The organism is Mesorhizobium sp. M7A.F.Ca.MR.148.00.0.0 (assembly GCF_003997735.1).
Lineage (GTDB): Bacteria > Pseudomonadota > Alphaproteobacteria > Rhizobiales > Rhizobiaceae > Mesorhizobium.
The window spans coordinates 1-21600 of sequence record NZ_RZTB01000074.1; the positions used below are offsets into that span (position 1 = coordinate 1).

Annotated in this window: 17 protein-coding genes; 7 read left to right on the forward strand and 10 right to left on the reverse strand. The window is 63.7% G+C overall.

The features are described from left to right. The coding region (locus tag EOB49_RS22885) for an SMP-30/gluconolactonase/LRE family protein (RefSeq protein WP_164781772.1) at nucleotides 1-829 on the forward strand (829 nt) is incomplete at its 5' end. A 126-nt stretch (nucleotides 830-955) separates the two neighbouring features. After that, nucleotides 956-2029 (forward strand): D-alanine:D-lactate ligase-like protein, encoded by a 1074-nt coding sequence (locus tag EOB49_RS22890; RefSeq protein ID WP_127382306.1) that lies wholly within the window; start codon nucleotides 956-958, stop codon nucleotides 2027-2029. Between the two features lie 43 nt (nucleotides 2030-2072). On the opposite strand, the gene EOB49_RS22895 is transcribed toward EOB49_RS22890, so the two are convergent. The 9 genes from EOB49_RS22895 to dnaK all read right to left on the reverse strand — a co-directional run bounded on the left by EOB49_RS22895 (nucleotide 2073) and on the right by dnaK (nucleotide 9532). Beyond that, complete coding sequence (locus tag EOB49_RS22895; RefSeq protein ID WP_127328002.1) at nucleotides 2073-2483, reverse strand: GFA family protein; 411 nt, start codon at nucleotides 2481-2483, stop codon at nucleotides 2073-2075. Between the two features lie 41 nt (nucleotides 2484-2524). Further along, nucleotides 2525-2989 carry an SRPBCC family protein gene (locus tag EOB49_RS22900; protein ID WP_127321644.1) on the reverse strand — a complete coding sequence of 155 codons (465 nt, stop codon included), beginning with the start codon at nucleotides 2987-2989 and terminating at the stop codon, nucleotides 2525-2527. Beyond that, entirely contained in the window at nucleotides 2986-3306 is a 321-nt protein-coding gene (locus tag EOB49_RS22905) for a helix-turn-helix domain-containing protein (RefSeq protein ID WP_127266739.1), read from the reverse strand. Before EOB49_RS22905 ends, EOB49_RS22900 begins: the two co-directional genes overlap by 4 nt. Before the next feature lie 261 nt (nucleotides 3307-3567). Next, a complete protein-coding gene (locus tag EOB49_RS22910) occupies nucleotides 3568-3855 on the reverse strand; it encodes a DUF1330 domain-containing protein (protein ID WP_023762651.1) in 288 nt (95 codons plus the stop codon). Between the two features lie 32 nt (nucleotides 3856-3887). Next, nucleotides 3888-4601 carry an orotidine-5'-phosphate decarboxylase gene (gene pyrF, locus EOB49_RS22915; RefSeq protein ID WP_164781773.1) on the reverse strand — a complete coding sequence of 238 codons (714 nt, stop codon included), beginning with the start codon at nucleotides 4599-4601 and terminating at the stop codon, nucleotides 3888-3890. Then, nucleotides 4598-5194 carry an NADPH-dependent FMN reductase gene (locus EOB49_RS22920; protein ID WP_127382307.1) on the reverse strand — a complete coding sequence of 199 codons (597 nt, stop codon included), beginning with the start codon at nucleotides 5192-5194 and terminating at the stop codon, nucleotides 4598-4600. The genes pyrF and EOB49_RS22920 overlap by 4 nt, the downstream gene beginning before the upstream one ends. 305 nt (nucleotides 5195-5499) lie before the next feature. Beyond that, nucleotides 5500-6105: a phospholipid N-methyltransferase PmtA gene (gene pmtA, locus EOB49_RS22925; RefSeq protein WP_127382308.1), complete on the reverse strand. Its 606-nt coding sequence runs from the start codon at nucleotides 6103-6105 to the stop codon at nucleotides 5500-5502. Nucleotides 6106-6272: 167 nt separating this feature from the next. Then, a complete protein-coding gene (gene dnaJ, locus EOB49_RS22930) occupies nucleotides 6273-7403 on the reverse strand; it encodes a molecular chaperone DnaJ (RefSeq protein ID WP_013528587.1) in 1131 nt (376 codons plus the stop codon). A gap of 212 nt (nucleotides 7404-7615) precedes the next feature. Continuing rightward, complete coding sequence (gene dnaK, locus EOB49_RS22935) at nucleotides 7616-9532, reverse strand: molecular chaperone DnaK (protein ID WP_023810872.1); 1917 nt, start codon at nucleotides 9530-9532, stop codon at nucleotides 7616-7618. Nucleotides 9533-9745: 213 nt separating this feature from the next. Here dnaK and EOB49_RS22940 point away from each other — a divergent pair, with 213 nt between their 5' ends. The 5 genes from EOB49_RS22940 to EOB49_RS22960 all read left to right on the forward strand — a co-directional run bounded on the left by EOB49_RS22940 (nucleotide 9746) and on the right by EOB49_RS22960 (nucleotide 19481). Beyond that, entirely contained in the window at nucleotides 9746-12001 is a 2256-nt protein-coding gene (locus EOB49_RS22940; RefSeq protein WP_164781774.1) for a hypothetical protein, read from the forward strand. A gap of 10 nt (nucleotides 12002-12011) precedes the next feature. Continuing rightward, nucleotides 12012-15749, forward strand: coding sequence for a DUF11 domain-containing protein (locus EOB49_RS22945; protein ID WP_127382310.1), 3738 nt, complete (start codon nucleotides 12012-12014; stop codon nucleotides 15747-15749). A 221-nt stretch (nucleotides 15750-15970) separates the two neighbouring features. Further along, the gene (gene rpe, locus EOB49_RS22950; protein ID WP_127382311.1) at nucleotides 15971-16648 is read left to right on the forward strand and encodes a ribulose-phosphate 3-epimerase; all 678 of its coding nucleotides are present in this window, start codon (nucleotides 15971-15973) and stop codon (nucleotides 16646-16648) included. A 401-nt stretch (nucleotides 16649-17049) separates the two neighbouring features. Then, nucleotides 17050-17790, forward strand: a complete 741-nt coding sequence (locus EOB49_RS22955; protein ID WP_127382312.1) for a GntR family transcriptional regulator — start codon at nucleotides 17050-17052, stop codon at nucleotides 17788-17790. A gap of 176 nt (nucleotides 17791-17966) precedes the next feature. Beyond that, nucleotides 17967-19481, forward strand: coding sequence for a malonyl-CoA synthase (locus EOB49_RS22960; protein ID WP_127382313.1), 1515 nt, complete (start codon nucleotides 17967-17969; stop codon nucleotides 19479-19481). 27 nt (nucleotides 19482-19508) lie between these two features. Here EOB49_RS22960 and EOB49_RS22965 read toward each other — a convergent pair whose 3' ends face one another. Continuing rightward, complete coding sequence (locus EOB49_RS22965; protein WP_127382314.1) at nucleotides 19509-21548, reverse strand: ABC transporter ATP-binding protein/permease; 2040 nt, start codon at nucleotides 21546-21548, stop codon at nucleotides 19509-19511. Nucleotides 21549-21600 lie beyond the last annotated feature (52 nt).

Below are 21600 nucleotides of genomic sequence, written 5' to 3' on the forward strand. Positions count from 1 at the left end.
GGGGCCGAGCTACGATCCCGCCACCGATACGCTCTACTGGTTCGACATCGTCAACAGCCAGCTTCTGGAAAAGCGGCTGTCAGGCGGCGCGACTACCGTCCATGAGCTTGGTCAAATGGCGAGCGCCATCGCCGTCGTCGACGACAAGCGCCAGCTGGTCGCCGCCGAGACCGGCCTTTATGTCCGCGATGTCGCGACCGGCAAACTGACGCTGCACACGCCCGTCGAGGCCGACAATCCGGTCACGCGCTCCAACGATTCCCGGGTCCATCCCTGCGGCGCCTTGTGGATGGGCACCATGGGCAAGGGTGAGGAAAAAGGCGCGGGTTCTATCTACTGGTTTTTCAAGGGCGAACTGCGCCGCCTGTTTTCGGACATCACCGTCTCCAATTCGATCTGTTTTACCGAGGATGGCGCGATCGCCTACTACACCGACACCTCGACCGGGCTGCTGATGCGCGTCGCCTGCGACCCGGCGACCGGTCTGCCTGCAGGTGAGCCAAAGCTGTTCGTCGATCACCGCTCGGCCAAGGGCTATATCGACGGGTCCGTACTCGACCGCGACGGCATCCTGTGGAACGCCGTCTGGGGCGGCAGCGTCATCGAAGCCTATGGACCCGACGGCAAGCTCGTCCGCACGGTCGCCATGCCGGTGACGCAGCCATCCTGCCCGGCCTTTGTCGGCGCCAAGGCCGATCGGCTGGCGGTCACCTCCGCCTGGTCGGGCAAGGATGAGAAGCAGCGTCTGCTGGATCTGCAGGGCGGCATGACCTTTCTGCTCGATATTCCCGTCAACGGCCGCTTCGAGCCGCGCGTGCTGATCGCCTGAGCGAACTGGATTCTGCGGTCGGACGGTGCGTTGTCACGCAACCGCCCGCGCCGTGTCGGTTTCGCGAGAGCCTGACGCCTCGACCATGCGATGGTAGGCAATCCTACTGCCGGGGATCGTCATCTCATGCCCAGCCGCAAGCCAAGACTGATCCTCGTCCATGAGCCGGAGAAGGCTTGTTTCGACCGTCTGGTCGCCGACGGTCATGCGCCGCAGCGTGCCGGCGAAATTGCGTCCTATCTGGCGCAGTCGACCGATCTCGCTCCTGAATTCGAGGCGCTTGACCGCGCCTGCCAGGCACGCGGCCTGTCGTTTGCGCCAGTGGCGCTGGACGACGCCGCAAGCGTCCTCGCCGGTGAGCATCCCAGCACAACGCTGGTCTGGACGCTGACCGACGGCATTGCCTATTTTCGCGGCGGCGCGGCGCCCGCTCTGGCGCGACTGGGCGGTTTCAAGACGATAGGCGCCGACGATGCGCTGTTCGCGCTCTGCCAGGACAAGTTCCGCTCCGGAGCCGTGCTCGGCGCGCTCGGCCTGCCGGTGCCGCAGGCCGGGCTCGCGCGCGACGGCCAATGGCTGGTCGAGCCGCCGGCCTCGCCCGCCGGCTGGTTCGTCAAGCCCAACCGGCTCGGCGCCAAGATCGGCATCTGGCCGGACTCGCGTGTGGCCGACCTCGGCCATGCGCTGGAGCTTAGCCGGCGCGTCTTTTCGGCCTATCGCGACGATGTCGTCGTCCAGCCCTATGTCGCCGGCCGCAACGTGCGCGCCAGTTTCCTCGGCCTGGTGCCAGGCGCCGGGGTCGAAGCGCTTGGCGTGGCCTTTGTCGATTCGGGCGCCGATTTCCAGACCATGGCCGACAGCCTGGCGCTCTACGGCGACACTGGCGAGGCGGCGAAAGCGGCGGGACACTACGCCGAACCGGAACTCGTCGCGGTTGCCGACAGCCAGCCGGCCGCCGACGCCAGGATTCGCGCGATCGCCGGGCGGCTGATGAGCGGGCTCGGACTGCGCGACGTGTTTTCGATCGATCTCAGGGTAGAGGCCGACGACACCGTCCACCTTATCGAGTTCGAGGTCTGCCCCGGCCTGCCCTGCTTCGATTTTCGCGCCTATTGCCGCCAGCAATGGGGTCTTGAGCTGGCCGATGCCATGGCCGAAACCGCGGCGAGCCGGCTGATCGACCAAGAGCATCGCGCCTGAAGGCGCGAGGGCAGATCGCGGGCCGACGGGCGGACGCGTTCCACTACGGCATTCGCTCGACCGCCTGCAAGGACGGATCCATCTTGTCCCAGGCATGCCCGTGGCTCGTGTAGGTCACCATCTGCGGGCTGAACTGTTCCGGATCGTCGAGGCTGGCCGCGTGGACCACTATCAGCTCGGGCATGGCGACGGGTATCAGAAAGACCGGCGTTCCGCAGGTTGGACAGAAGGTGTGGATTTTTTCGTTGCCGCTGGCGCCCGCCACGCGCCAGGTGCTCACCTCCCCGGTGATGGCCATATCGGCACGTTGGCCGAAGGTCAGGTAGGATCCGTGGCCGGTACCTGAGCGCTTCTGGCAATCGCTGCACTGGCAGTGGTTCTGGAAGATCGGCTCGTCATTGGTTTCGTAGCGGATCGCGCCGCATGCGCAGCCGCCGGTAAAGCGTTTGGTCATTGCCATTCTCCACGGGTCTGATTCTGCTTGAGGTCGCAGCATCAGGCCGATTTCGGCTTGGCGAAAATGTCGATGCCGCTGCCGGTTTCGAGGAAAGATTTCAGGCTCGACAGCACCGCCGGCCAACCCTGGCTGACGCCCTTCGCCATGCCGCTGCCGGATTCGAGCTCGTCATGGCTGACGGTCAGCCGCACCATGGTGTCGTATTCCTCGATGGCGAACGTCACCCGGCTGGTTTTCGACGGATCGTCCGCCTGCGAAGCGTTCGCCCAGGTGATGACGAGGCGGGTCGGCGGCGAAATCTCGACGACCTTGCCGACGAGTTCGACGGTCCGTTCGTCATTGGCGCGGATGTGCTCCCATTTCGAGCCCGGCGTCCATTCCGAGACGTTCTCGTGGCCCCAGTAGCGCTTCGCGATCTCGGGCTTGATTATGGCCTCGAACACCTTCTGCGGCGTCGAGCGGATATAGGTCACGTAGACAAAGCTGGTCGTTTCCCTGGTCATCGGTCTTCTCCTTCGAGTTCCTGCTTCAGGTCGTGCAGCAGGCTGAGCCGCTGCCGTTCGAATTTCCGTACCCAGCGCTCGTAGACTTCGTGCAGCGGCACGGGATTGATGAAATGCAGCTTCTCGCGGCCGCGCTTGACCGTGCTCACCAGATTGGCCGCCTCCAGCAGGTCGAGGTGCTGGGTGGCGGATTGCCTGGCCATGTCCAGATGGTCGCAAAGCTGACTGAGCGTCTGCCCGTTCTGCTCGCACAGAAGGTCAAGCAGCCTTCTGCGTGTCGGATCGCCCAGCGCTTTGAAAATCTTGTCGGCGTCCATCTGCCTCACTCTGTTATAAGGCACAATATGCAGGTAAATACCTGCATGTCAACCGGCAATCCGACCCGCATTTGAATGACCGCTCGTCGGCACGGCTCCGCACCCGGCAACTGCGCCAGGCAGATGACCGTGAAATCGCCGGAGCAAAGAGATGTAAAATGGGCCTGCGGGGCTTCAAACGCCGCCAGGCTCTATCCGATTTTGAGCATGATCTCCGGTGAAACCGGAATGACTTTCTTCGGAACTATGCTTGCAAGGACCTCAGGCGCCCTCGACCAGAACGATTTCGCCGTCGGCGACCTTCTGACGGATGGCGACGGCGCGCTGGTATTCCGGCGAATGGTAGCAATCATGCGCGGCGGCAAGCGATTCGAACTCTATGATGACGTTGCGTGCCCGGCCGGGGCCTTCGGCCTTTTCATGCTCGCCGCCGCGCGCCAGGAACTTCGCACCGAAGCGCTCGAAGGCAGGCTTGGCGGCGGCGACATAGTCCTTGTAGCCTTCCGCGTCGCGCACATCGACACGGGCGATCCAGTATCCCTTGGGCATTTTCTTGGTCTCCGAACTTATTCTTGGAAATCTCAGGCCGAGCGCATCTCGTCGAGGATGGCTTCGGCCGCTTCCCGTTTGTTGGCCGCCGCCACGATCGGACGGCCGACGACGAGGTGGCTGGCGCCGTTGCGGATCGCCTGGCCCGGCGTCACCACGCGCTTCTGGTCGCCATGATCGCTGCCCGCCGGCCGGATGCCGGGCGTCACCACCGCCATGTCGGGTCCCACGATGCGGCGCACCGCCTCGGCCTCCGCGGCCGAGCAGACGATGCCGCCCATGCCGGCATGCAGCGCCTGTTCCGAGCGCCGCAGCACCAGCGTATGCGGGTCGTACTCATAGCCGACGTCGATCATGTCCTGCTCGTCCATCGAGGTCAGCACGCTGACGGCAAGCAGGCAAAGGTCGCTGCCTCTGGCCGCCTCTACGGCGGCCTGCATAGCCTTCGGATAGGCGTGGATGGTCAGCATGGTCATGCCCATCTTGACGATGTTCTCGACGCCCTTGGCCACCGTGTGGTCGATGTCGAGCAGCTTCATGTCGAGGAAGACCTTGGTGCCGCCGCTGGCCAGTTCCCTGGCGAAATAGAGCCCGCCGGCGAAGGCAAGCTGGTAGCCGATCTTGTAGAAGGAGACGACGCCGTCGAGTTCGCGCACCGCCTGCTCGGCTTCTCTCACTGTCGGCACGTCGAGGCCGACGATCAGCCTTTCCTGCATGGATTGGGCCTGCAAGGTGCTGGCAATCATGTCTCTATCCGGGTGGACAGCATGCGCGAGGTTTCGATCAGCGTGCGGCATAGATGCTCCATCGATTTGCACAGTCTTTCGTCACGGAAATTGCCGTCCTCGTCGAAGGCGCTGCCACCCTCGGGCACCGAGCATTCCGGCGTCACCACCTCCATCTGGCAACGTACCAACACGGCGCGCAGATGGTTGATGCAGCGGATGCCGGCAAAGTGCCCGCTGGAGGACGAACAGAGGCCAACGACCTTGCCGGCAAGTGGCCTCACCGGCCGCCCGCCATCCCTGCGCACCCGGCTCACCCAGTCGATCGTGTTCTTGAGCAGCGGCGGAATGGAGCCGTTATATTCGGGCGTGGCGATCAGCAGCCCGTCATGGGCGATCACCAGACGGCCGAGTTTCTGGGCGTTTTCGGGAACACCCTTTTCCTTTTCCAGATCCTCGTCCAGGATCGGCAAGGGATAGTCGGCAAGCGAGATGCGGGTCACCTCGGCGCCTTGCATGGCAAGTTCCTTCTGCGCCACGTCGGCCGTCCTGCCGCTATAGGCGCCGCTGCGCACCGAGCCGGCGAAGACGAGGATTTTCGGGATCACTGCCATTGGCCACCCTTGTTCCCGGACAGGTACAGCCAAGGACCGAGCAAATCAACGCCAACTTCGTCATCCCTGGGCGAAGCTCCGTCATGGAGACCCTGGAATCCAGTCCGTGACAGCTATCCAGGAGTGCAGCGGAACAGAATTCTGCGCCGTAGCGGCGCTCGGAAGTCGCGGCATGGATCCTCGGGTCTGCGCTGCGTCGCTACGCTCCTTGCTCCGCCCGTGGATGACGAAGCGAGGGACGTTCCCGCCATTGCCAAGGTATGCGGTGAGCACTGGCGATCCGCGAACAACCCCGCGCCGAGAAATTAATGCGCTTCGCGGCGGTAGATCCACAGCTGGGTCGGCGGGATGTTGCGAAGGATGAAATCGAAATGCTTGACCGTATAATTGCCACGGCCGGCCGGGATCGGCGACATCGGGCCGTAGGTCAACTGCACGATCGGCCGTCCGGCCGGGATGCGGTCGAGCAGGCTCTCGATATAGGCAATGCGCTGGGCGACTGGGAAGTTGAGCAGCGGCACGCCGGAAACGACGGAATCGAAGATCATCCCGCTCTTGTCGCCAAGCGTGGCGTTGAGATTGAAGGCATCGCCCTCGATGACGTTGACGCCGGGATAGAGCCGCCGCAGATGACGGACGAAATCCGCGGAATACTCGACCGCGTAGAGGTTTTCGGGCCGCACGCCCTGAGCGAGGATGGCGCGGGTGATCACGCCGGTACCGGGGCCGACCTCAAGCACCGGCAGGCCGGATTTAGGATTGACGATCGAGGCCATTTTGCGCGCGGTGACCGAACTGGTGGGCACGATCGAACCAACCGCCTTCGGCTTGTCGATCCAGCCCTTGAAGAATCTGAGTTCGTCGTCGAACTTTTCGACAAGCGCCTTCCGCAGTCCAGGGCCACGTGTCATGCAAGCTCTCCTCAGCGCTCCCCGCAAAGTTACTTAGCACCTGAGCGGTGCTAGGCAAGGCGCGGCCGGACGCATGTCGTGGATAAGATAATTTTCGTCGCGTCTCAAGGGGTGACGCGATTCAGGGATTTGCGCGTTGCAAATCGGCTTAGGCTGGCCAAAGTGCATCAACGTTCGCCAAAGGACTCGAAAAAATCCTTCATGCGGGCAAAAAAGCCGCTCGATTGGGGCGAATTGTCCTGCGAGGAGAGCTGTTCGAACTCCTCCAGCAGCTCACGCTGGCGGCGGGTCAGGTTCTGCGGCGTCTCGACCGCGGTCTGGATGTAGAGGTCACCGACATTGGGCTGACGCAGCACAGGCATGCCCTTGCCTTTGAGACGGAACTGGCGCCCGTTCTGCGTGCCCTCGGTCACCTTGACCTTTGTCTGCGTGCCGTCCAGCGTCGTCACCTCGAAGGAGCCGCCAAGGGCGGCCGTCGTCATCGAAATCGGCACCTTGCAATACAGGTCGGCGCCGTCGCGTTGGAAGAACTCGTGCGGTTTGACCGCCAGGAAAATATAGAGGTCGCCCGATGGCCCGCCGCGCAGGCCGGCTTCGCCCTCATTGGCAAGGCGGATGCGGGTGCCGTCCTCGATGCCGGCCGGGATGTTGACCGACAGCGAACGCTCCTCGGTGACGCGGCCCTGGCCGGCGCATTTCGGGCACGGATCCTTGATTGTCTGGCCGCGCCCCTGGCATTGCGGGCAGGTCCGCTCGATCGAGAAGAAACCTTGCGTGGCGCGCACCTTACCGTGGCCGTTGCACATCGAGCAGGTGACGGGCTGGGTGCCGGGCTTGGCGCCGCTGCCCGAACATTCAGAGCAGGAGATCGACGCCGGCACCCGGATCTGCGCGGTCTTGCCGGCAAAAGCCTCTTCCAGGGTGATTTCCATGTTGTAGCGCAGGTCGGCGCCGCGTTCGCGGCCGCCCGACGAACGGCGCTGGCGCCCGCCCATCATGTCGCCGAAAATATCCTCGAAGATATCGGCGAAACCGCCGGCGCCGAAACCTTGCGCGCCGCCATTCATGCCGCCCTGTTCGAAGGCCGCGTGGCCGAAGCGGTCATAGGCCGCGCGCTTCTGCGGGTCTTTCAACGTCTCGTAGGCTTCGTTGATTTCCTTGAACTTGTGCTCGCAGGAATGATCGCCGGGGTTGCGGTCGGGATGGAACTGCATGGCGAGCTTGCGGAAAGCGCTCTTGAGCTCCTTCTCGTCGGCGCCTTTTTGGACGCCCAGCGTCTCGTAGAAATCAGCTTTCATTTTTTCCCGCTGTCCGGATGCTCAACGTCTTGAAGCATTGTTGCGTCTCTTGCCGGCACTGACGCTTCGATTTAGGTGCGATGGAAGGGGGATGCCAGTGTCGACGCGGCTTTGCCTGCATTTTTTCAGCAAGGCCCGCTGTTTTTCTGCAAGGGGTTGCAAAAAAGCCCGGCCTTCGCCGGGCTTTTCGCTTTATCTTGCCGTCAAACGGTTCAGGCCGACTTCTTCTTGTCGTCGTCCTCGTCGATTTCCTCGAAATCGGCGTCGACAACGTCACTGTCCTTGGCGGCATCCGCCTTGGCGTCGGCTTCGGCCGCTTCCTTCTGCGAAGCCTCGTACATGGCCTGGCCAAGCTTCATCGAAGCCTCGGCAAGCGCCTGGCTCTTGGCTTCGATGTCGGCCGGGTCGTCGCCTTCGGTCGCGGTCTTCAGCGCCGCGATCGCGTCGGAGATCGCCGTGCGCTCGCCTTCCGAAACCTTGTCGCCATATTCCTTCAGCGACTTCTCCGAGGAATGCAGCAGCGCTTCGGCCTGGTTGCGGGCCTCGACCAGCGCACGCCGCTTCTTGTCGGTCTCGGCATTGGCCTCGGCGTCCTTGACCATCTTCTCGATGTCGGCGTCCGAAAGACCGCCCGATGCCTGGATGCGGATCTGGTGCTCCTTGCCGGTGCCCTTGTCCTTGGCCGAAACGTTGACGATGCCGTTGGCGTCGATGTCGAAGGTGACCTCGATCTGCGGCACGCCGCGCGGCGCCGGCGGAATGCCAACCAGGTCGAACTGGCCGAGCGCCTTGTTGTCGGCGGCCATTTCACGCTCACCCTGGAAGACCCGGATGGTCACGGCCGACTGTGAGTCCTCGGCCGTCGAGAACACCTGGCTCTTCTTGGTCGGGATCGTCGTGTTGCGCTCGATCAGGCGGGTGAACACGCCACCCAGCGTCTCGATGCCGAGCGACAGCGGCGTCACGTCGAGCAACAGCACGTCCTTGACGTCGCCCTGCAGCACGCCGGCCTGGATGGCGGCGCCGAGAGCAACGACTTCATCCGGATTGACGCCCTTGTGCGGCTCCTTGCCGAAGAACTGCTTCACGATCTCCTGGATCTTGGGCATGCGGGTCATGCCGCCGACCAGGACGACTTCGTCGATCTCGCCGGCCTTCAGGCCGGCATCCTTCAATGCCGCCTTGCAAGGGGCAATCGTGCGCTGGACCAGGTCGTCGACCAGCTGCTCGAACTTGGCGCGCGTCAGCTTCAGCGTCAGGTGCTTCGGCCCGGTCGCGTCGGCGGTGATGAAGGGCAGGTTGATTTCGGTCTGGGTGGTCGACGACAGCTCGATCTTGGCCTTTTCAGCCGCCTCCTTGAGGCGCTGCAGGGCAAGCTTGTCGTTCTTCAGGTCGATGCCCTGTTCCTTCTTGAACTCGGCCGCCAGGTATTCGACCAGGCGCATGTCGAAATCCTCGCCGCCGAGGAAAGTGTCGCCATTGGTCGACTTGACCTCGAACACGCCGTCGCCGATTTCGAGCACCGAAATGTCGAACGTGCCGCCGCCAAGGTCATAGACGGCAATGGTCTTGCCTTCCTTCTTGTCGAGGCCATAGGCAAGCGCTGCCGCGGTCGGCTCGTTGATGATGCGCAGCACTTCAAGGCCGGCGATCTTGCCGGCGTCCTTGGTAGCCTGGCGCTGGGCGTCGTTAAAATAGGCTGGAACGGTGATGACCGCCTTCTCGACCTTCTCGCCGAGATAGGCTTCCGCCGTCTCCTTCATCTTCTGCAGGATCATGGCCGAAATCTGCGAGGGCGACTGCTTCCTGCCGCCAGCTTCGACCCAGGCATCGCCATTGTCGCCCTTGACGATCTTGTAGGGGACAAGCTTCTTGTCCTTCTCCGTCACCGGATCGTCATAGCGGCGGCCGATCAGGCGCTTGACCGCGAAGATGGTGTTTTCAGGATTGGTGACCGCCTGGCGCTTGGCCGGCTGGCCGACCAGACGTTCGTCGTCGCCCGAAATGGCGACGATGGAAGGCGTCGTGCGCGCGCCTTCCGCATTCTCGATCACCTTGGGCTCCTTGCCATCCATGATGGCGATACACGAGTTGGTGGTGCCGAGATCGATACCGATTACTTTTGCCATTTTTCTAGTCTCTCCGCTAAGCAGGCTATCAGGACCCGTACAGGCGTTCCGACGAAAGCCCCTGTTCACAAGAAATCCCGTTCCGGCAACCGGCATTCCGGCGCCGAACGGCTTGGCGCGTATATAAGAACAGGCGGCATCGCGCGCAAGCATTCTGCGCAAGGCTTCCATGAACCTTTCCACCTCCGCCTGCGACTGATCTCCAGGTGCCGCATGGTGCGGCCCGGAAAGGAAGCCCCCATGACCAATAACCCAGAGACTCCCAGGTCTCCGGGAACAACAGGAGCTCGGCGCGACCACCGCCTTCGGGACGAGGTCGATGCGCTGGGCTTTCTGTTGATTCCGTTGACCCTGCGTAAGAGCAGGCGTATCGTCATCTTGAGGAAAGCAGACAATTCGATCAGGGAAGAACGAGCCGGACCGCCGCGCCTTGCCCTGATTTGCGCGGCCAGACCCGACGTTCTCCCGTCGACTACGGGGGGTAGTGTCATGTCTCGCATCCGCGGCTCGTTCGTGTCGTCTCTTGCTGGCGGCTTGCGCCGCGCTGTGCATCCAGGCGGGTTGATGGCACTCGGCCTGTGGCTGGGCGCCGCGCAGGCGCAGGAAACCCGGATCATTTATCCCGGTTCGATGGCGGTGACCGGATTTTCCGGCACCATCATTCCCAATTTCGACCCCCCTGATTCCGAAAAAGAGGGACTGCCGCCCGGCGTCGATCCGGTCGACGAAACCTTCATCGACACCACGCGCGCCACCTTGCGCGTCTTCGACGTCTCGCAACTGGGCGGACCAGCCACCGGCCAGCTCGTCAACACGCCACCGCCCTTCGAGGTGACGGCGGAGCAGGTCGGCCAGGTGTTCGGCGTCACCTACGATGACGGCGTGCGCGACGGCGTTCCGACGGGCATTCCCAATCTCTATGCCGGCGCCACCTCGCTGCACGGCATCCGTATCGTCACCCCGGACGCCGACGATGACGGCCGCCCCGAGCGGCAGCGCCGCGGCGCTGCCGGCGCCATCTTCATGGATGGCCAGTTCGGCACCGAAAACGGCGGCGGGCCGGGCACCGTCTGGAAGATCGACGGCATCACCGGCCAGGTCTCCAAATTCGCCGACATCGACACCAACAGCGGTCCCGGCATCGGCAATCTCACTTTCGACGCCACTCACCGCGAGTTCTTCGCCTCCGATCTCGATACCGGCCTGATCCATCGCATCGATGCCAAAGGCAGGCTGATCGACAGCTTCGATCACGGCGTTGCCGGCCGTCCCGCGCATGGGCTTGCTCCAGTCGCCGACGACGGTTCGGTGATGGACATAAAGGGAGCGACCTTCGACAGCGAAGACCCCGACAGCTGGGGCTACACGCAGGACGAGCGCCGCGTCTGGGGCGTCTCCTACCATGGCGGCCGGCTCTACTACTCGGTCGGCGAAAAGTCGGAAATCTGGTCGGTGGGCATCGCCCGCGACGGCAGTTTTGTCGGCGACCCGCGCTGGGAACTGACGGTCAAGGCCGACAAGGACTACGCCGTCACCGACATCGCCTTCGAGAATAGCGGCTTCATGTACCTAGCCCAGCGCGGCCCAGTCGAGAACCGCTACGATTACAGCCAATTCGCCGATTCCGGCAAAGGCGAGGTCATCCGCTACTTCCGAGAGAACCCGGACGATCCGGAGACGGAATCGGTCTGGGTCGAAGTGCCGCAGGAATATGCGGTCGGTTTCCCGCAGGGCAATCGGCAGGCCGCCGGCGGTCTCGACCTGCAATATGGTTATGATTCCGACGGCAATCTCGACACATCGGTCTGCACGCAGACGCTGGTCAAGTCAGGCGACAAGCTGCGCGACAATCCTTCACTCGCCGAACAGCTCGCCGCCGGTGGGCCGCTGGCCGTGCATGGCGTCCAGATCACGCCGAAAGAGCTGGTCAAGCCGGCCAACGTGCCGCCCTTCGGCTCCTGGTTCGTCGACTTCGACGGTTATTTTGAAGATCCGGAGGTCGAGGGCCATGTCGGTGACGTTGCCGTCTGGCATCCTTGCGAGGGCCGCGCCGGCTATTACGAGGAAATCCCGGGCGGCTACCTGCCCCCCTTCTACCCGCCGGATTTCCCACCACCCGGTAACCTGCCTCCGTGCATCGATGTCGAGGATATCAGGTATTACTGTACGCCTCGCGGCCTCCAGGCCGATCTCTATCTCCATGACCATGCCGGCTTCGGCGGCGATTCGGTCAAGGCCCAACCTTCCAATGAGACAAAGTCCAGGACGCCAGGCGTCGGGGTGACATCATCCCAGTCGCATGCGCCCGGCAAGCCTTACACGGTCGACATCACCGGCCACTATCCGGGCGACAGAGTGGATGTTGGACTTTGCTTCTACAGGAAGTCCGACAAGGACAAGGGTGGCTACTACCCTTGCTGCAAGATGATCTTGCCGCTCCGAACCCCAGCCGTCAGCTGCGAACGTTGAGGAGGGGAAGATGAAAAATCTCGCACTCTCCCCGCTCACGACGAGCTCGCAATCCACAGTCATGGAGACGATCATGAAACCCCTGTCATACGCCAGGCGCGGCGCGCGCTGGCTGATGGCGGCCGGTATCGCGGTCGCCATGTTCACCCCTGTGGCAAGCCACGCGGAAGACGCCGCCCCGATCACCCCGGAACTGAGGCTCGATCTCGACAATTCGAAGATCGTCAATCCGAGGCCGGAGCGGGCGGTGCCCTTCTTCACCAAGAAAGGCACCCAGCGGAGCTGCGACTATGTCGTCTACTCCCTGAGCTTTGGCCTGCGCGGCGATGCGCAAGCCTTCGCCGACCTGACAGCCTTGCTGAAAACGCTCAAGATCGAGTTCAAGGACCAGCTTCCACACGGCCTTTCGATCGTCAGCGCGAATGTGTCGGGCGACGGCACGGACGCTTCGGGCGGACCATTGCCCGGCGTTTCGATCAGCACCTCGGCCGGTCCGAACGACACGGCAACGGTGTCCAATTTCCGGCTCTCCGCCGCTGATCTCGACGGCGCCGGTGCCGCCAATGAACGCGTCATCAACTTCCAGATCACGGCCAAGATCGACCATGCGGCGTTTCCTTCGCCGACCGTGATCGACAACCAGGGTGTGATCAAGGTCAGCAACGGAGCCGGCCCCGGGACCATTATCCCGTCGCAGGATCCGGGCAAGCCCGACGATGGCGACTACAAGACCGGGGCCAAGACCTCGATCAAGATCGACCTCACCAACTGTGATAAGCGGCCACCGCCTCCCGACCGGGAATGCTTCAAGGTGGAACGCGGCACGGTGGACTGCGTGCCCGGCGGCGGCGCCTTCATCTACCACATGCCGGTCGGCCCGGAGATGGGCGGCAAGTGGGTGCAGGTGTCGACGACCACATCAGGCGTCACCATCATCCCCGACACCCAGCTGGTGCCGGCGGGCGGCGGTGTGCTCAACTGGAAGATCGTCGGCGCATCGCCCGGCGACGTCATCCACCTCATCGTCACCGGCATCGAAACCTATGCCGGTCCGAAGGAAGGCTGGGGCCTTTGCTGCACGCAGACGATCGACATCGTCATCCCGCGTGACCAGAGGTGCCCGCCCAAGGACAAGGAGCCGGACCTCAAGGTCGAGAAACGCGCCGACGTGACGCGTTGCACGATGGGTGGCGGCTGCGACTTCACCATCAGGGTCACCAATGTCGGCACCGGTGCCTACCACGGCAAGATCGTGCTCGACGAGGTGACGCTGCCGGCCGGATCGACGCTCGATTCAGGACCCAATCCGCCCTGGGTCTGCGTACCCGGCGCCACCCCGATGATTTGCACCTACCCCGTAACCACGCTCAATCCGGGGGCCTCCGTCAACCTCAAGCTCGGCTTCAAGCCGGCCGGAGGCTGGCAAGGCAGCGTCTTGCGTAACTGCGCCACCTATAATTACGGCGCCAGCGGCAAGTCGCTGTTCGGCAGCCAGTCGAACGATCGCGGCTGCGCCTCGATCCCGATCTGCCGGCGTGGCGATCGTGACCGCGACTGCCGGCCGCCGGTCGAGAAGAAGGTCGACCTGATCCTGAAGAAGCGTGCCCGCGTCCCGGTCTGCACGGCCGACGGCATCTGCCACTTCGTGATCGACATCATCAACAACGGCACATCGACTTATAACGGGCCGCTGACGGTGATCGACAGCTACCCGGCCGGCGCGCCGGCCTCCTCGACCTTCGGCCCAAGCCCGCCATGGACCTGCATACCGACAGGTCCCGGCCTGTTCCGTTGCGACCATGCGGGGATCTCGCTGCCTCCGGGCGGCTCGACGCCGATCGTCGTCAAGGCGGTCATGCCGGCCGGCTATCAGTCGGACATTGTCGAGAATTGCGCGACGGTGAAGCCCATCCCCGGCGAAAACGACCTCACCAACAACAAGGCCTGCGCCAAGGAACGCTTCCGCCATCCCAATGGCGGCAAGCCGACCCTGCGCATCGCCAAGGTCTGCAACGGCTCGCTCGCCGGTGCCGCGCTGATCTCTTGCCGCATCACCGTCATCAGCCTTGGCACCGCTGCCCCCACCGGTCCGGTGCGGGTCAACGATGCCGCCACGCTGGTGGCCGGCGGCGCGCCTGTCCAGATCCAGACCGTCACCCCTGACGGCGCGGAATGGGCGTGCGGACCGGTTCCGGCCAACGCGCTGTCGTGCCAGATTCCCGGTGCCGTCATGACACCTGGAACCAGTCGCCACTTCGACGTGACGGTTTCGGCCAATGGCGCGTTCGAAAACTGCGCGCGGGGCTCCTATGGGCCGGCACCGGGCGACGACGTCGTCTATCCCTTTGGCCAGGCCTGCGCCAAGGGCGGCGGCGCCTCGACCATCCGTGTCGAAAAGACCGGCGACCGCGAATGCAGGCTCGGCCAACCCTGCTCGTTCGAGATCACCGTCACCAATGACGGAGCGACCGCCTTCTCCGGGCCGGTCCGCATTGGCGATGCGATCGGCGTGGAGGGTCTCGGCAGGCTGGAAGGCGTTGAGATCACGTCGATCGATCCGCCCTTCGGCTGCTCGCCGGAACCGGCAACCTTGCCTGCGTCCTGCATTGCCAATTTGTCGCTCGGCGCCGGCGAAAGCCGGGTGCATCATGTCACCGTGGTCATTCCCGACGACGGTCGTTTGGCCAATCTGCAGGGCAATGTCAGCGGCCAGAACTGCGTCGGCGTGCTCTCTCCCGACACACGGGTGCAAGGCGGTGGCGACGTGCTTGGCGGCGATCAGGCCAATGTGCAGGGCGATCGCGGCAAGGCCTATGCCTGCCATCCCTTCACCATCAGCCAGGAGACGAAGAAGGAATGCTCGCAAGGCTTCGTCATGAACGATGCCGGCCGCTGCGTCTGCCCGGAAGGCACCACCTACCGCAACGGCCAGTGCTCGCCGGGCGGCGGTATCGTGCCGAAGCCGGAACAGCCGAAGCGCTGTGTGCTGCTCGAAGGCCAGATCCGCACCGAGGACGGACGTTGCGTCTGCCCACGCGGAACCGGGCTTGAGAACGGCAGATGTGTCAGGACCGACAAGCCCGAGCAGTGCACCATCCGTGGCCAGGTCCACAATGCCGATGGCGATTGTGTCTGCCCCAGGGGAACGGAGATCAGGGGCAATGCCTGCCGCCCGATCCAGCCGAAGCCTGAGCAGTGCACGATCCGTGGCCAGGTTCACGACGCGGATGGAGACTGCGTCTGCCCGAGAGGGACCGAAGTGCGCAATGGCGCCTGTCGTCCGATCCGGCCAAAGCCTGAGCAATGCACGATCCGTGGCCAGGTCCATGACGCAAAGGGCAATTGTGTCTGCCCGAGGGGTACCGAGGTGCGGGGCAATGCCTGCCGGCGCAAGCAACCGACGCAGGAGCAATGCGACATACGCGGCCAAGTCCACAACAAGCGTGGCGAGTGTGTCTGTCCGCGTGGGACGCAGGTGATCAACGGCGCATGCCGCAAGCCCAGGCAAGAGGTGGAATGCGCACCGGGCTCGCAGATGATCAACGGCCAGTGCCAGCCGATCATCAGGCGGCGCTGCCCGGAAGGTACGATCGGACGCTATCCGAACTGCCGGCCGCTCCGCGGGCAACCGTCGCTGGAGTTCAACCCCGGCCTGCTGCTGCAGCAGGTACTGCCACGGCGCAGGCCGCAGGTCGAACAGCAGCAGGACCCGGTTCCAGACAGGATACTGAAGCTTCAGCAGCAATAAACCGCCTGCTCGACACCAGACCAGAAACCCGCCGGAGCAATCCGGCGGGTTTTCTTATGGCTCCGAGGCAAGCGGAAATTGGCTGCAACAGGATCGCGGACGCCGCAACGCCACCTCCGGCCGTGCAGCCGCCGCGCCCGTGCCCTCGACAAGTCGGCTGGAGCGCATTAGGCAGTCGATAGAGTGGCCGAACGTGAAGGGCACTCGGAAAGGCCGCATCCATGAGCAGAAAGACCCTGATTGCACCGTCGGTGCTGGCGTCGGATTTTTCCAAACTCGGCGATGAGGTCGAAGCGGTGGCGGCGGCCGGCGCCGACTGGATCCATCTCGATGTGATGGACGGGCATTTCGTGCCCAACATCACCTTTGGCCCGCCGGTGATCAAGGCGATCCGCAACCGCACCGAGGCCTTCTTCGACTGCCATCTGATGATTGCCCCGGCCGACCCCTATCTGGCCGCTTTCGCCGAGGCCGGCTGCGACGGTTTGACCGTCCATGCCGAAGCCGGCCCGCATCTTGACCGCTCGCTGCAGACCATCAGGAACCTCGGCAAGAAGGCCGGTGTGTCGCTCAATCCGGCGACGCCGGAAAGCGTGGTCGAATATGTGCTCGACCGGCTCGACCTGATCCTGATCATGGCCGTCAATCCGGGCTTCGGCGGCCAGGCCTTCATCCCGGCGATCGTCGACAAGGTGAAGCGGGTCAAGGCCCTGATCGGCGGCCGGCCGATCCGCATCGAGATCGACGGCGGTGTTTCAGCCGAAACCGCGCCGCTGGTCACCGCCGCCGGCGCCGACGTGCTGGTGGCGGGCGCCGCCATCTTCAAAGGCGGCAGCGTCGAGGCTTACCGTCAGAACATCCAGGCGATCAGGACGGCAGCCGACCACGCAGCCGGCTAACCAGCGCTTTTCCCGCGTTCAGCCCGGCATGCCGGCCAAGGTTCTGGTACCGGCCGAGGCTTGTGATGGTCTGATGCGCAACGGTATCGGATCTGGAGCGGCTGCCTGATTCGGCCTCAAGGGTCCTCACAGCAGACAGTTGATCCCGCGCGCATACAAAAGAACAGAAAGAACAGATTCTCCTGCGTGCATACAAAACATGTTAAGTTCCCGCAGGTTGTGAAAATGAGCGGAATTACAGCATTGAGCTCCAGATGCCGCATATTCCTTCGTGCTAAAGTACAATAACGTGATCTTGTGCTTGAGCAGGCGAATGCCCGCACTGTATGGTACAAGTACGAGAAGGCGAATGCTTTCGGACTCGAATCGCCCAGGACAAGTCTTGGGGACAAGGAGTCGCTATGACATACGGAGCTGCCAATCTGAACGACGACGCTGCGGGACCGAAGAGTACGCTTGCCAGTACGGTCTATCAGCAATTGCGGGACGATCTTCTCGGTGGTGTTCTTGAGGCCGAGAGCAAGCTGCGGGTCGAATGGGTGGTCTCCAAATATGGAGCCGGCGCCTCGCCTGTCCGCGAAGCTCTCAATCGCCTCGCCTCGGAAGGACTTCTCGGCCGGCACGATCAGCGCGGCTTCTTCATCATGCCGGTCAGTGCGTCGGAACTCGAGGAGCTGACGCGCACCCGCTGCTGGCTCGAGGAGCGGGCGCTTCGCGAATCCATCGCCCACCGCACCGCCGAATGGGAAGAACAGCTCGTGCTGGCGCTGCATCGCCTGGGACGCGCGTCACGTCTGTCTCCGCAGGATCTCTTTTCGCTCAATCCCGATTGGGAGAGGCTGCATCGTATCTTCCACAGGGTGTTGATTTCGGCCTGCCGGTCGCAATGGCTGGTGGGGTTTTGCGACCAGCTCTCCGATCACGCCTATCGCTACCGGCAAATGGCCAATGATGGCGAGGGCGTCCAGCGCGACGATTTCGGCGAGCATCGCCTGATCGCCGAATGTGCCCTGGACGGCAATGCCGACGGTGCCGTCGAGGCACTGCTCAACCATTACCAGTTGACTGCCGCCATGTGCATGAAGCGTTTCGAGCAGGACGACGAAACGAAGGAACTCGCCCGCAAACGCGCTCGGCGATAACAGCCGATTCCCGGCGGGCTCTTGCGCTCGTTTCTTGCTCGCAATCCGCGTCGAGCGCGGCTGGCGTGAACCGCTGTCGGCGGGCTTGACGGCGCGGCCAAGAACCGCGAACTCTCGCCGCCGAGGCATGCCGCGACAGGCGCATGCTCAGCGCCGCCGCACCCAGGGAAGTCTTCATGAGCAATCATCTGTTCGATGCGTTCCGGTCCCGGATGCCGGCGCCAGCGCGCTTGCTGATGGAAACCGATGATGGCCGCTCGCTCACCTATGGCGATATGCTGGCCCGCTCGGCGCAGCTTGCGCATGCGCTCCTGCAACTCGATGTCGAACCCGGTGACCGCGTTGCCGTGCAGGTCGAGAAGAGCCCGGAAGCGGTCATGCTCTATCTCGCCTGCCTGCGAGCCGGCGCCGTCTTCCTGCCGCTCAACACCGCCTACACGCTGGCTGAGCTGGAGTATTTCTTCGGCGACGCAGAACCACGCCTGGTCGTCTGCGATCCGGCAAGAGCGGCCGACATCGGCGCGCTGGCGGAAAAGACCGGCGCCGTCACCGTCACGCTCGGCCGCGACGGCCGGGGATCGCTGACCGACCAGGCCTCGCGACTGCCGACGGATTTTCATAACGTGGCGCGTGGGCCGGATGACCTCGCGGCGATCCTCTACACGTCGGGAACCACCGGCCGGTCGAAAGGCGCCATGCTCAGCCACGAGAATCTTGCTTCGAACGCGCGCGTGCTGGTCGAGCACTGGCGTTTCACTGGAGACGACGTGCTGATCCACGCATTGCCGATCTTCCACACGCACGGCCTGTTCGTCGCCACCAATGTCGTCCTGATGGCCGGCGCCTCGATGCTGTTCGAGCAGAAGTTCGATCCGGCCCGCATCGTCTCGCTGCTGCCGCGTGCCACGGCCCTGATGGGCGTGCCGACCTTCTACGTGCGCCTGCTGCAGCAGGATGGGCTGGACCATGAGGCGGCAAAAAACATCCGTGTGTTCATTTCCGGGTCGGCGCCGCTGCTGGCCGAGACGCACAAGTCCTGGCGCGAGCGCAGCGGCCACGCGATCCTCGAGCGCTACGGCATGACCGAGACCAACATGAACACCTCGAACCCCTATGAGGGCGAGCGGCGCGCCGGTACCGTCGGTTTCCCCTTGCCCGGCGTCACGCTTCGCATCGCCGATCCAGACAGCGGCGCAGCGCTTGCGCAGGGCGAGGTCGGCATGATCGAGGTGAAGGGCCCAAACGTCTTCGGCGGCTATTGGCGCATGCCGGAGAAGACCAAGGCGGAATTCCGAGCCGACGGGTTTTTCATCACCGGCGATCTCGGTATGATCGACGCCGACGGCTACGTCCACATTGTCGGCCGCGGCAAGGACCTTATCATATCGGGCGGCTACAACATCCATCCGAAGGAACTCGAAAGCGAGATCGACGCGCTCGACGGGGTTAGCGAAAGCGCCGTCATCGGCGTTGTCCATCCGGATTTCGGCGAAGGTGTCACCGCTGTCGTCGTGCGTGCGCCGTCATCGCGGATCACCGGTGCCGAAATTCTCGGCGCCATCGCCGGGCGGGTGGCGAAATACAAGCACCCGAAGCGGGTGATCTTCGTCGATGAACTGCCGCGAAACACCATGGGCAAAGTACAGAAAAACGTGCTGCGCGATACCTACAAGGACATATACGCACCATAGTTGCGCGGTGCCTGGGGCAGGGGCGCCTTACTCCTTGCGCGGCCTTTCGGCCCGGCTGCCGGAACCCCACAAGGCACGCTTCAGCAGGTTGCGCTTCCGTGGGGCGAGGTTGATGTCGCTGACAAGCTTGGCGCCGCCCTCGCGCCGTTCCAGGGTGATCTTGCGGCTGTGGAAGGCTTCCAGCTCGGCCCGGTGCGCCACACTGATGATGGTGACATCAGGCAATTCGCGGATCACCGTCGCCATCATGGTGTCCTGGCTCTTCTCGTCGAGCGCCGAGGTTGCTTCATCCAGCACGACGATATCGGGGCGGTGCAGCAGCAGGCGCGCGAAGGCGAGACGCTGCTTTTCGCCGCCCGACAGCGTCTGGTCCCATGGCGCTTCTTCCTTGATCCTTTCGGCAAGGTAGGCGAGGCCGACCTTGTCGAGGGCGGCCTTGATCTGTTTGATCGTCCACTTGTCCGCCGCCGCGGGATAGGCGACCGCGCGGCGAAGCGTGCCCGAAGGGATGTAGGGGCGTTGCGGCAGCATGAACAGTCGCCTGTCGGCGTGGAAATTGACGCTGCCGCCGCCCCACGGCCACAGGCCCGCGACGGCCCGCACCAGCGTCGACTTGCCCGAGCCGGATTCGCCGGCCACCAGCACCCGCTCACCGGGTTCGATCGCAACCTCGGTCTCCTTGACCACGGCGGTGCCGTCGTCGAGCGTCACGGAGAGATCGTCGAGGCTGAGCATGGCACCGTCGTCGGTTTCGCCGTGCTGGATGCGTCCAAGCGCATCGCTCTGCTCCGCACGCTCGAGCCCGTCGAGCGACATCATCAGCGATGCTATGCGCCGCGCGGAGGCGTTCCAGTCGGCAAGACGCGGGTAGTTGTCGACCAGCCATCCGAACGCGCCTTGCACGATGCCAAAGGCGGACGCTGCCTGCATCACCTCGCCAAGCGTCATTGAGCCTTCGAGGAATTTTGGAGCGCACAGCAGGATCGGCACGACCGGCGCAAACAGGCTCGATCCCTGCGACACCGCCGCCGTGCGCATGTGCTGGCCCGTCAGCAGCGCCCATTGCCTCAGCACATGGCCGAAATTCCTGTCGATGCCGCTGCGCTCCTCTTCCTCGCCGCCCAGCAAGGCGATGCTCTCGCCGTTTTCGCGCACGCGCGTCAGCGTGTAGCGCAGTTCGGCCTCCGCCTGGTTCTTCCGCTCGGAGAGCTGGACGAAATTGCGGCCGATGACCACCATCGCGGTCGAGGTGATGGCGGCATAGATCATCGCGGTGATGACCAGGAAGCCGGGAATGGTGATGCTCTCGCCGCCGATCGGCAAAGTGAGCGCGCCGCCGATGGTCCACAGCACGACGATGAAGGTCGAGGCAGACAGGAACGCGTTGAGGACGCCGGCGATGAAATCGACCGGCGACTCGGTGGCGATGCGCAGATCCTCGGTCATGCGGGCCTCGGGGTTCTGGTGGTCGCCGCCGACGAGATTCAGTTGGTAGTAGCGGCCGCCTGCCAGCCAGCGCGCGATGACCGCGGTGGTCAGCCAGGAACGCCAGCGGCGCTGGATCGTCATGCGCAGGTAGACCTGCGCGACGACAAGGCTGCCGCTGCAGATTACCAGCGGCACGAAGACGGCGCTGAGGAAATAGACGCTGCGCGCATTGCGCTGCTCGAGGGCATCGAACATCGAACGGTTCCAGACATTGATGCCATACTGGAAGCCGATATTGATGCAGATCAGCAGCAGCACCCCGATCGTCAATGGCCAGGCGAGCCGGTCGCCGCGCCGGCTCCAGTAACCGCGCGCGCTGATCCAGAAACGCCGCAGCAGATATTTCTTGCGCTCCTGCTCGGCCCCTTCGGGCGTCAGTTGCGGATCGGGCTCGACAGCATCCGGTGGTGGCCCCGGCTGGCCGTCGACCTCCGGGGCAGCTTCGGCACTCGACAGCTTTTTTTCGCGCAGCTCCTCGTGGCGTGGCCTTTGGTCACGCGGCGCTTTCTGTGGCGGCTTCAAGGCACCGCGCGTTTTGATGCCGTCGGCCTGTTTCAATTTGGGTTTCGCCTCGGACATACGCTCCGACAACGACCTCAAAATCAAAAGGTTTCATGACGTCAGCCGACTT

Bases quoted from the DNA above. Each gene is read 5' to 3' on its own strand.
- EOB49_RS22895 (WP_127328002.1), bottom strand. From the start codon at position 2,483: ATGACCAAACGCTTTACCGGCGGCTGCGCATGCGGCGCGATCCGCTAC.
- EOB49_RS22955 (WP_127382312.1), top strand. From the start codon at position 17,050: ATGACATACGGAGCTGCCAATCTGAACGACGACGCTGCGGGACCGAAG.
- EOB49_RS22920 (WP_127382307.1), bottom strand. From the start codon at position 5,194: ATGGCAGTGATCCCGAAAATCCTCGTCTTCGCCGGCTCGGTGCGCAGC.
- EOB49_RS22905 (WP_127266739.1), bottom strand. From the start codon at position 3,306: ATGGACGCCGACAAGATTTTCAAAGCGCTGGGCGATCCGACACGCAGA.
- dnaK (WP_023810872.1), bottom strand. From the start codon at position 9,532: ATGGCAAAAGTAATCGGTATCGATCTCGGCACCACCAACTCGTGTATC.
- EOB49_RS22910 (WP_023762651.1), bottom strand. From the start codon at position 3,855: ATGCCCAAGGGATACTGGATCGCCCGTGTCGATGTGCGCGACGCGGAA.
- EOB49_RS22960 (WP_127382313.1), top strand. From the start codon at position 17,967: ATGAGCAATCATCTGTTCGATGCGTTCCGGTCCCGGATGCCGGCGCCA.
- EOB49_RS22945 (WP_127382310.1), top strand. From the start codon at position 12,012: ATGAAAAATCTCGCACTCTCCCCGCTCACGACGAGCTCGCAATCCACA.
- pyrF (WP_164781773.1), bottom strand. From the start codon at position 4,601: ATGATTGCCAGCACCTTGCAGGCCCAATCCATGCAGGAAAGGCTGATC.
- rpe (WP_127382311.1), top strand. From the start codon at position 15,971: ATGAGCAGAAAGACCCTGATTGCACCGTCGGTGCTGGCGTCGGATTTT.
- EOB49_RS22965 (WP_127382314.1), bottom strand. From the start codon at position 21,548: ATGTCCGAGGCGAAACCCAAATTGAAACAGGCCGACGGCATCAAAACG.
- dnaJ (WP_013528587.1), bottom strand. From the start codon at position 7,403: ATGAAAGCTGATTTCTACGAGACGCTGGGCGTCCAAAAAGGCGCCGAC.
- pmtA (WP_127382308.1), bottom strand. From the start codon at position 6,105: ATGACACGTGGCCCTGGACTGCGGAAGGCGCTTGTCGAAAAGTTCGAC.
- EOB49_RS22900 (WP_127321644.1), bottom strand. From the start codon at position 2,989: ATGACCAGGGAAACGACCAGCTTTGTCTACGTGACCTATATCCGCTCG.
- EOB49_RS22940 (WP_164781774.1), top strand. From the start codon at position 9,746: ATGGTGCGGCCCGGAAAGGAAGCCCCCATGACCAATAACCCAGAGACT.
- EOB49_RS22890 (WP_127382306.1), top strand. From the start codon at position 956: ATGCCCAGCCGCAAGCCAAGACTGATCCTCGTCCATGAGCCGGAGAAG.